We start from the raw sequence: 8,230 nt of genomic DNA, 5'->3' as shown, positions 1-8,230 counted from the left end.
CAGCTTGTGTTACCGTCTCATAGTAAGGATGAGCCATAGGATAGATAATTCCGAATTGATGCGATGTAGCTTCTGCGGACGCAGTCGGTTTTGGTGTTAGATCTTTGTTGGGCTGCACGTTATCCTCCGTACAAGCCGATGCAAATAGCAGGAGCATGACCATGCAAAAACCGACGATACTGATCCGTTTCACGTTACAGGCTGCTAAACTCATGTAATGCTCCTTCAGCGTGCAAGCCGCTGCCCTGCAACTGCTGCTTGCGATATTGCGTTGTCGTTAATCCTGTAACCCGCTTGAATAAGTTAGAAAAGTAGTGCGCATCGTTATAGCCCACACGATGGGCAATTTCGTAGGATTTGGAGCTCGTCGACAGTAATAGCTCCATCGCTTTGCGAATGCGCGTCTGGGTTAGAAATTCAATAAAGGTTTGGCCGCATTCCTGGCTGAACACTTTGCTTAGATGGCTGGGGCTTACCATCGCATGGTCTGCGACATCCTGCAGCGTCAACTGGTCGTTGCCGTAGTTTTTGACAATATAGCTTTTCACTTGCTCGAGCATTTCCGAGTATTTATCTGCAGCACCCGAACGCCATTGCCAGTACTGCGAGAGCAGCCATTGCAAATATGCGTATGCTTCATTGGCGCTCCTAACCATGCTCATCTTCTGCTCGAATTGCTTCATTGTCTCGGCAGGGGAGGAAGAGGCGAAATGCAGTCCATGCGCGGTTTGAAGTACTTCAATCGTATAATCATTCAACAAATAATAGCCATAGAAGGAATCCTTCCAATCGACAAGACGCAAGCTGTCGGTAAGTGAAGCAAGTAGCTCTGCCGCTTCATGCTCGGAGCCCAGCTTTAGGAAATCGATGAAGCGCTGCCGGTCGGGCATTGACGATTGTCCTTGTTGCGTCCGGCTAGCCGCATGGAATAGCGCCAGTCGATTATGCTGCGAAAGTCTGCGCCAATGCTTATCGTCCTCGGCGTCGAGATAGGAGGCATGCAAGCCTTGCAGCCGTTCTTGGATGCTGCCTATGCCAAGACCAAGGGCGCATGGAAATGAATGCTCAAGCTGATCTTTCAGGTTCGTTTGCAAATAATGGAGCGCCTCTTCAAGCTGCGGAATCGAATTTCCCTTAAGAAGCCAGACGGTCTCCGTTTGGCTTCTTTTGTAGGTCAATAGCTTTATGGGCAGTGATGAAAACTCGCTCAGCATAAACTGTTCCGCTTCTTGAATGAGGTCGGCGTTTAACCGTTCACGCCCATCAATGCCTCGAATATCGGTAATAGCTGTTACGTAATGCTTGGCATGCAACGTTACGTTAAGCTGAGCTGCCGTATGCATCGCTTCTGCAGTAGCAATGAGACCGCAGCATAAGTCATTTAGCAGCTTTTGCTGCGACTTGACTGCGTTATTGCTTTGCATCTGAAGGAGCAATAGCCGCTGCTCTCGCTCTTGCCGTTCCTTATCGATCACTTTGCTCGTTTCCTGCAGCAGCCTAATGATATCGGCAGCGCTTACCGGCTTCAGGCAATATTCCATTGCACCGACGCGAAGGGCGGCTCTCGCATATTCGAACTCGTCATGCCCGCTTAATATAATGATCTTCACGTCAGGCATTCGGGTACGTACGATTTCACAAAGCTCGATGCCATTCATGAACGGCATCTTGATATCGGTAATGAGGATATCAGGCTCAAGCTGTTCAATGAGCGGCAATGCGACTTCGCCGTCGGAGGCGTCTCCGCAATAAATGAAGCCTTCTTTCTCCCAATTAATGCAATCGCGTATGCTTTCCCTTACGAGTATTTCGTCGTCGACGAGCATAATTTTTTTCATAACGGCGTCATCCTCGTTTCTTCGGAATAGAGATGGTTACTTTCGTGCCTTCATGGTCGACACTATCAATGTGAACAGAGAAGGCTTCCCCGTAATAGAGCTTAATGCGTTGATGGACATTATGCAGACCGAAACCGCCCGATACTTGCGTCCCCGATTCATCCGGCTGCCGCTGCAAGCTAAGCTGCTCTCTCAGCGTGGACAAACGCTCAGCGCTCATGCCGATACCGTTATCTTCTACGGTAATAAGCAATAACGACGAGTCTGCTGTTACCGTAACCTTAATGAAACCTTTGCCGCGTTTATTTTTGATCCCATGGTAGAGTGCGTTCTCGACGATGGGMTGGAGCGTCATTTTGAGAATCGAGTAGTCTACCAGCTCTTCGTCAACTTCTATGGCATAGTCCAAAATATCGCGGTAACGCATTTGTTGGATGATCAAATAACTGCGCACATGCTCAAGCTCATCACGTAATGTGATCCAATCGCGACCTTTGTTCAAGCTGATGCGAAAGAAGCGGGACAACGCCTGTACGAGCTGGATAACTTGGCTGTTCTTGCCGGCTTCTGCCATCCATACGATCGAATCGAGTGTATTGTAAAGAAAATGCGGATTGATTTGAGCTTGCAGCGCACGCAGCTCGGCTTTGCGAATTTGCTTCTGCTCACGGATGCTTTGATCGAGAAGTGCCTTGATTTTGCCAAGCATAATGTTGAAGCTCGTGCCAAGATCGGCGATCTCATCTCTTCCGCTCGTGCTGACCTTCACCTCAAGGTATCCCGAAGCCGCTAATCGCATCTTGTTCTTGAGCACTTGCACGGGCTTCGTCAGGCGAGCCGTAATGAAGAAATGAAGGGTGAAGGCAAAGATGATGCTCAGAAGCACGCTCACAATAATAAGTCTGCGAATCGCATTCGCTTCTTCGACAATTTCTTGGAGCGGGACAAGACCGACGATCTTCCAACCGGTCTGTTCGGAGGTGGTGAAGACGATAAACTTCGGCTTGCCGTTATTCGAATCAACGAATTGATGACTCTTCGCATTCATATAGGGCTGCAGGTTAACCGTGTTCAACGCGCTTTCTGCTTGATTTAAAGTAGAAGGCTTGAAAATAGGCGTTCCGGAATGATCGACGACGTAGAAGAAACCGGTCTTGCCAATGCGAACATCGTTGCAGAATTGCTCGACGACRGAATCGTTAATATCAATAATGATAAAACCGATAATCTCATGGGTTATTCTTTGCTTGACGGTTGCCATGATCGATATGACATTCGATTGCGGATATTGGAAGCCGTCAAGTCGATCGAGCGGATCGGCATCGGTGGGCGGAATAATGAGTACCGCACCGGAATTGTTGAATAGATGCTGGAGATGCGGATTTCGTAGCGGATTGACATTGACCTGAAATACGCCTCTGCGTTCGCTGATTCCCCGGCCGTATAGATTGACCATTGTAATATTGAGTACGCTTTCGAAATTGTTCGTCTCGCGATACAGCTCGAACGTCTTCAATATTGCTTTCGCGTCCTCGTATGTATCGCTTTGCGAGAACAGGTAATGGAGCACCTGCGGATTTTGCTCAAGCTCGAGCAGCTTGCCTGTATCTTCGAATAAAACGTCGATATCGCGGCCGAGCTGGTCTGCGACAAGCATCGTAGCTGCTTTGCTATGGCCGGATACGGCGTTGTAAGACTTCTGATAAGAGACCAAACCGACCACTATGAGCGGAATGGACGTTAAGGCTATGAACATAAGCAATAGCTTTGCCCATAGACTGGATGAGATCCATCGGATCAGCTTCATCGTATGTGTGTTAACCTTTCATATTGGCTTAAATGAAGGCGTTTACAAATGATATTCATCATTACTATAACAAATTGCTGCTTGATCAGCTACGCTTCAAGGAGTAATGACCAAAAATTCCACTTTTTGAACATAAAAACAAACCATGCTTTGTGACCGCTTGCAAACTGCCAAATAAATCAAACCTAACTCCTATAGAACTCCGTATCTCGCACGATTGAAAGCGTTTTATAATGACCTCACACCGCAAGAACGGTGAATGATAAAGGGAGGTTACACAACTATGAAGAAAGCAAGCAAGATTGGAACGGCCATCGCGCTGACGGGTCTTATGTTGTTCGCGGCAGCATGCGGAGGCGGTTCGAATGAGGGGACGAACAACAAAGGGGAGAACAAGCCGGCAAGCGGTTCGGACAAAAAAGTTACGCTCGGCTTCGCGCAAGTAGGAGCAGAGAGCGGCTGGCGGACAGCGAATACGGAATCGATCAAAGCATCGGCAACGGAAGCGGGCTTCGATCTGAAGTTCTCCGACGCTCAGCAAAAGCAAGAAAATCAAATTAAAGCAATCCGTTCTTATATTCAGCAGAAGGTAGACGCCATCGCGTTCTCGCCGGTCGTCGAATCGGGCTGGGATACGGTGCTTAAGGAAGCGAAGGATGCTGGCATCCCCGTATTTCTAACGGACCGCGCCGTTGATTCGAAGGATACTTCGTTGTACGTAACGTTCATCGGTTCGGACTTCGTTGAGGAAGGACGCCGCGCTGGTCAATGGCTGTCCGATAAGTTCAAGGATGCGACTGAAGATGTGAACATCGTTGAATTGCAAGGCACGACGGGTTCAGCGCCTGCGATCGACCGTAAAGCTGGCTTCGAAGAGATCATTAAAGGCAACTCCAAGTTGAAAGTGATCGCTTCGCAAACAGGCGACTTCACTCGTGCAAAAGGGAAAGAGGTTATGCAATCGTTCCTGAAAGCGCATAAAGATATCGACGTGTTATATGCACACAATGATGATATGGCACTGGGCGCTATCCAAGCGATCGAAGCTGCAGGACTTAAACCGGGCGAAGACATTATTATCATCTCCGTTGACGGCGTGAAGGACGGCTTCATTGCGGCGAGCGAAGGAAAGATCAACTTCATCGTCGAGTGCAACCCGCTGCTTGGACCACAACTGATGCAAGCGGTTAACGACGTTCTTGCAGGCAAGGAAATTGACAAACGCATTGTGACAGAAGAAGGCGTATTCACATCCGAGGAAGCGAAGGCAGCATTGCCTGACCGCAAATACTAACCGTTACGGGATAGAGATTAGAGATAAGCCACTCTCATGCTGGACGGATGCGGGTGGCTTTTTTCTCCATAGAAGGGGGAAGCAACGATGAAGAAGGTACAAGAGCCGATTCTGGCCATGAGCGGCATACACAAACAGTTTCCAGGGGTCAAGGCGCTTACGGACGTAAGCTTTCGATTGTTTCCCGGCGAGGTTCACGCATTAATGGGGGAGAACGGAGCTGGCAAGTCGACGCTGATCAAAGTGCTTACAGGCGTCTATTCCATAGACAATGGAGAAATCCAGCTTGCAGGCAAATCCGTGCATATCAACAGTCCGTTGGAAGCGCAGCTTGCTGGCATTAGCACCGTCTATCAAGAAGTCAATCTATGCCCTAACTTATCTGTATCGGAAAATATTTACATCGGCAGAGAGCCGCGGCGTTTCGGGAAAATCAGGTGGAGTCAGATGCACGCGGAAGCCCAAAAGCTGCTGGAGGAACGATTGCATCTTCATATCGACGTAACAAAGCCGCTGAATGCGTATTCGGTAGCCGTGCAGCAGCTTATCGCTATCGCGCGTTCGCTTAATATATCGGCGAAAGTGCTTATTCTGGATGAGCCAACCTCAAGCCTTGATCGCAATGAGGTAAAGCAGCTGTTCCAGGTCATGAACAAGTTGAAGTCCGAAGGGCTCGCCATCTTGTTCGTCACGCATTTCCTTGATCAAGTGTATGAAATATCAGATCGCATTACCATTCTCCGCGGCGGGGAGTTTATCGGTGAATATGCAGCCTCCGAGCTGAGCCGTATAGAGCTCGTATCGAAGATGATTGGCAAGGCGTTCATCGAGCTTGAGCAATTGCCGAAGGCCCACGGTTCTGCAAGCAAAGAGCTGTCACAAGTAACGGCAGAAGCGCTGAGGCTAGGTCGAAAAGGAGCGATTGAACCGTTTGATTTGCGTATTCACAATGGCGAGGTGGTCGGGCTAGCCGGGCTGCTCGGCTCTGGCCGAACGGAGCTTGCAAGGCTGTTGTTCGGCGCGGATCGCTCCGATCAGGGCATGCTGTCGGTGCAAGGCGCAACGAAGGCCATTGCTTCGCCTAGACAAGCGATCGATCACGGGATTGCATTTTGCTCGGAGAATCGGAAGACGGAAGGCATCATAGAAGAGCTGACCGTAAGAGAAAACATTATATTGGCTATGCAGGCGAGCCGTGGATGGTTTAAGACCATTAGCCGCAAGAAGCAGGATGAGATTGCGGACGAATATATCAAGGTGATTAACATTAACCCTCCCAATCCGGAGCATCTCGTCAAAAACTTAAGCGGCGGCAATCAGCAGAAGGTCATTCTAGCTAGATGGCTGCTAACCGAGCCGAAGCTGCTTATTCTGGATGAACCAACGAGAGGCATTGATGTTGGAGCTAAGGCTGAAATTCAGAAGCTTGTGCTCTCCCTAGCAGAGAAGGGAATGTCGGTGCTGTTCATTTCCTCGGAGCTTGAGGAGGTGCTGCGCGTCAGCGATAAAATCGCGGTATTGCGCGATCGGCATGTCGTAAAAGTAATGACAGATGATGAAATGAGCCAGCAGCAAGTGATGCAGGCCATCGCAGGAGGTTAAGAGAATGGTAAAGCATCACTTATTCTGGCCGCTGACCGTACTCGGTGCATTGTTGCTGTTCAATTTGTTGTATTCGCCGGCATTTTTCCGAATCGAGCTGAGGAATGGGCAGATGTACGGCAGCTTAATCGACATTCTGAATTTCGGCGCGCCGCTTATATTGGTTGCAATCGGAATGACGCTTGTTATCGCAACCAAAGGCATTGATTTGTCCGTTGGTTCTGTCGTCGCCATATCAGGAGCAATCGCTTGTTTGTTAATCAGCAAAGGATCGGATCAGAATGGGCTCAGTCTTGTCATGCTTGCGGTAGCTCTTGCGCTGCTCGTTTCGGTTGTGCTAGGCCTTTGGAACGGCTTGCTCGTCTCTGTATTCGGCATTCAGCCTATTATTGCCACGTTGATTCTGATGGTTGCGGGACGCGGTGTTGCGCAGCTCATATCGGGCGGACAGATTATTACCGTGAATAGCAGCACGTATAACTACATTGGTGCAGGAGCATTAGGATCTTTGCCATTCTCCATCTATGTTGTCCTCATCGTTCTGCTTGCGGCCGCGCTGCTCACCAGGCGTACGGCGCTTGGCATGTTCATTGAATCGGTCGGCGGCAATCCGACTGCCAGCCGTCTGGCGGGCATTCGCTCACGCGCAGTCATGTTCGCCGTGTATGTATTTTGCGGATTATGCGCAGGGGTTGCCGGGCTGCTGCTAAGCTCGAACGTATCCAGCGCGGACGGCAATAATGCAGGGTTATGGTATGAGCTTGATGCCATTCTTGCCGTCGTTATTGGCGGCACATCGCTGAACGGCGGACGTTTCTACTTGATGGGCACCGTCATCGGCGCTCTCATTATTCAGACGCTCACGACAACGATCTATATTATTGGCGTTCGTCCAGAGATTACGTTAGTCGTGAAAGCAATCGTCGTTCTAATCGTTTGCCTAGTTCAATCGGAGGCATTCCGCAAATCGCTCGTGCAGCGGTTCAAAATGCGCAAGTATCCGCTCGAACAGGAGGTGAAGCGCCATGCTTAAGAAACAATATTTGCCGATTGTGATAACCGTCTGCTTGCTGGGGCTTATGTTCGCCGCGGGATCGTTCCGATACACKGGCTTTTTCTCCATGCAAGTGCTCTATAATCTGCTCATCGACAACGCATTCTTGATTGTCGCGGCGGTAGGAATGACCTTCGTCATCGTATCCGGGGGCATCGACTTGTCTGTCGGATCGATGATTGCGCTAACGACGATGATCTCGGCAACGCTCGTCCAGCAGCAAGGCTGGCCTCCGGCGGTCGTTATTCCGCTAGTGCTGCTGATCGGCAGCTTGTTCGGAAGCGCTATGGGCGCAATCATTCATTATTTCAAAATCCAGCCGTTCATCGCCACGCTTGCRGGCATGTTTCTCGCGCGGGGACTTTGTTATGTCATCAGTATCAATACGATAACGATTGACAACAGCTTCTATACAAGCGTTGCGCAGACGAAGATTAAGATGCCTGGCGGTCACTTCATTTCGATCAGCGTTATTATTGCTTTGCTCGTAGTTGCTGGTGCAATCTACTTGGCGCATTATACGCGATTCGGACGCAATACGTATGCGATTGGCGGCAGTGAGCAATCGGCTTTGCTCATGGGTCTTCCTGTCGCGCGGACCAAAATTTTTGTGTATACGTTCAGCGGCTTCTGCT

The 8,230-nt window shown here is 49.6% G+C and carries 7 protein-coding genes; 4 read left to right on the top strand and 3 right to left on the bottom strand.

From position 1 onward, the window contains the following. From AB4Z33_RS29915 to AB4Z33_RS29905, 3 genes are all read right to left on the bottom strand, one after another. On the bottom strand, positions 1-193 hold a 193-nt coding region (locus AB4Z33_RS29915; protein WP_442053401.1), incomplete at its 3' end, for a hypothetical protein. Between the two features lies 1 nt (position 194). Further along, positions 195-1,838, bottom strand: a complete 1,644-nt coding sequence (locus tag AB4Z33_RS29910) for a response regulator (RefSeq protein ID WP_442053400.1) — start codon at positions 1,836-1,838, stop codon at positions 195-197. Positions 1,839-1,845: 7 nt separating this feature from the next. Next, a complete protein-coding gene (locus AB4Z33_RS29905) occupies positions 1,846-3,645 on the bottom strand; it encodes a histidine kinase (RefSeq protein ID WP_442053399.1) in 1,800 nt (599 codons plus the stop codon). 283 nt (positions 3,646-3,928) lie between these two features. Between AB4Z33_RS29905 and AB4Z33_RS29900 the strand changes: the two genes are divergently transcribed. The 4 genes from AB4Z33_RS29900 to AB4Z33_RS29885 form a co-directional block, all read left to right on the top strand. Beyond that, positions 3,929-4,939 (top strand): ABC transporter substrate-binding protein, encoded by a 1,011-nt coding sequence (locus tag AB4Z33_RS29900; RefSeq protein WP_442053398.1) that lies wholly within the window; start codon positions 3,929-3,931, stop codon positions 4,937-4,939. 87 nt (positions 4,940-5,026) lie between these two features. Then, on the top strand, positions 5,027-6,541 hold the full coding sequence (locus AB4Z33_RS29895; protein ID WP_442053397.1) for a sugar ABC transporter ATP-binding protein: 1,515 nt from the start codon (positions 5,027-5,029) through the stop codon (positions 6,539-6,541). 4 nt (positions 6,542-6,545) lie between these two features. Continuing rightward, positions 6,546-7,574 (top strand): ABC transporter permease, encoded by a 1,029-nt coding sequence (locus AB4Z33_RS29890; protein WP_442053396.1) that lies wholly within the window; start codon positions 6,546-6,548, stop codon positions 7,572-7,574. After that, positions 7,567-8,230, top strand: a 664-nt coding sequence (locus AB4Z33_RS29885; protein ID WP_442053395.1) for an ABC transporter permease subunit, incomplete at its 3' end; no start/stop codon positions are given. The genes AB4Z33_RS29890 and AB4Z33_RS29885, both read left to right, overlap by 8 nt.

The organism is Paenibacillus sp. 2TAB19 (genome assembly GCF_052115185.1).
Lineage (GTDB): Bacteria > Bacillota > Bacilli > Paenibacillales > Paenibacillaceae > Pristimantibacillus.
This window is presented reverse-complemented; position numbering and strand designations above follow the sequence as displayed.